Source organism: Streptomyces sp. NPDC046335 (assembly GCF_055587985.1).
In genome coordinates this window covers 1-2450 of record NZ_JBVJFF010000045.1, presented here as the reverse complement: position 1 = coordinate 2450, position 2450 = coordinate 1, and the positions used below count along the sequence as shown (strand labels likewise).

Sequence of the window (2450 nt, the reverse complement as noted above, 5' to 3'; positions counted from 1 at the left end):
CCAGCCCGACCCCAATACCCACGAGCCAGACCAGCACCCGCCACATACAACTCACCCACCACACCAGCCGCCACCGGACGCAAACCACCATCCAGGACATACGCCCGTGCGTTGGCCTGCGGGCGGCCGATCGGTACCACACCGTCGGGGAGCTGTCGGCCGGGTTCGATGCGGAACTCGGTGCAGTTGACCGTGGCTTCGGTCGGGCCGTACACGTTGCTGACGACCGCGTCGGGGTGCTGCGCCCGCCACTTGTGCAGTGCCTCGCTGTGCAGGGCCTCGCCACCGAGCAGCAGGTGTCCGGAGGGCGAGTAGTCGGCGGGCAGGTTCTCCAGCAGCGGCAGGTGGCTCGGCGTCGCCTTGAGGAAGGTGTTCGGCGTGTCGCCGAGAAGCGCCGCCGTCTCGGTGTCCTCGTCCTCAAGGCCGGCCAGGACGATCCGGCCCCCGGACACGAGCGGGGTGTAGAGCGCCGTCACGGTCAGGTCGAAGGCGACCGGGGAGTGCACAAGGGCGACGCCCTTGGCGGCGGGGTAGGTCTTCCGGGTGTAGGAGAGGTAGTCCACCACGCAGCGGTGTTCGACGACGACGCCCTTGGGGCGGCCCGTAGAGCCGGACGTGTAGATGACATAGACCGGGTGCTCTTCCCGGAGCGGCGTCCGGCGCTCGTCGTCCGTGACGTCCGCTGCCGAATGAGCCGCGATCTGCCGGGCGACCTCGGGGTCGTCCAGGGCCACCACAGCGGTCGCGCCGACGTCACCCACGTCCACGCCGTCCAGCGTCAGCACCACCACGGGTGCGGCGTCGGCCATCATGAACGCCTTGCGCTCATCGGGGTATCCGGGGTCGACCGGCACATAAGCGCCACCGGCCTTGGACACCGCGAGCAGCGCCACCATCAGCTCCGCCGACCGCGGCATCTCCACGGCCACGAAGGACTCCGGGCCCACGCCGCGCCCGGTCAGATACCGGGCCAGGCGGTTCGCCCGCTCGTTCAGCTCCGCGTACGTCAGCTCCACGCCGCCCGCGACCACCGCGACGGCGTCCGGTGTGGCCCGCACCTGGTCCTGGATGAGTTCCGGCAGCGTCGACGGCTCGACCGCTGCCGCCGAGTCGTTCCACTCCACGAGGATGCGGTGGCGCTCGGCCGCGTCGACCACGTCGATGCCGCTCATGCGGGTGGCCGGGTCGGTGACCATCGCCTTGAGTACGATCAGCAGCCGCTGGGCCAGGGCCTCCACGGTCTCCCGGTCGAACAGGTCCAGGCTGAACTGGAGGTGCCCGTTCAGGGCGGTGACGGAGTCATCGGCGGCGCGTGTCTCGGAGAAGGTCCACGCAAGGTCGTACTTGATCGAGCTGGACTCGACCGCCTCCATCACGCTGTGCACTCCCGGCAGGTCGATGCCGGCCTCGGGGACGTTCTGGAAGACCAGCATCGTCTGGAAGAGGGGGTGGCGGGCCAGGGAGCGGTCGGGGTTGAGGACCTCCACCAGCCGCTCGAAGGGCACGTCCTGGTTGGCGTACGCCGCCAGGTCCGCCTCGCGCACCCGGCCGATCAGCTCGGACACCTGCGGATCACCCGACAGGTCGGTGCGCAGGACGAGGGTGTTGATGAAGAACCCGATCAGCCGGTCCAACGCCTCGTCCGTACGCCCGGCGACCGCCGTGCCCAGCACGATGTCCTCACCCGCGCCCAGGCGGCCAAGGAGCATCGAAAGACCTGCTTGGACCACCATGAACACGCTCGCCTGCGAGTCACGAGCCAGGCCCGTGAGACCCCGATACAGCTCGGCGTCCACCGTGAACGTCACCGCATCACCACGGTATGAGGACACCACCGGACGCGAACGGTCCACCGGCAGCGCCAACTCCTGCGGCGCGCCAGTCAGCCGTTCCTTCCAGTAGGCCAGTTGACCGGCGATCGGACTGTCGGCGTCGGCCTCATCACCCAGGACTTCGCGCTGCCACAGGGTGTAGTCGGCGTACTGCACCGGCAGCGGCTGCCAACCCGGCGCACGGCCTTCTGCCCTGGCCCGGTACGCCTGGGAGAAGTCGGCCGCCAGCGGAGCCACCGACCAGCCGTCACCAGCGATGTGGTGCAGCACGAACAGCAGCACACTCTCATCACCCGGCAGATCAAACAGCACCGCACGCAACGGCGCCTCCACCGACAGATCAAACCCACGACCCGCCTCCACCGCCATCGCGGCCTTCAGCGCGGCCTCGTCCGCGACGCCGATCACCGGCACCTCGACATCGACATCGCCCACGATCTGGCAGGGTTCGCCGTCGCCGGCTTCGGCGAAGACGGTCCGCAGGCTCTCGTGGCGTGCCACCACATCCGCCAGCGCGGTGCGCACGACCTCGACGTTCACCGCGCCGGTCAGGCGCAGTGCACCGGGGATGTTGTACGCGGCCGACTCCGGCTCCATCCGGTTCAAGAACCACAGCCT

General features: G+C 69.3%; 1 protein-coding gene. It reads right to left on the bottom strand.

From position 1 onward, the window contains the following. On the bottom strand, positions 1 to 2429 hold a 2429-nt coding region (locus ACZ6JY_RS40720), incomplete at its 3' end, for a non-ribosomal peptide synthetase (RefSeq protein WP_469204641.1). Positions 2430 to 2450: the final 21 nt, after the last annotated feature.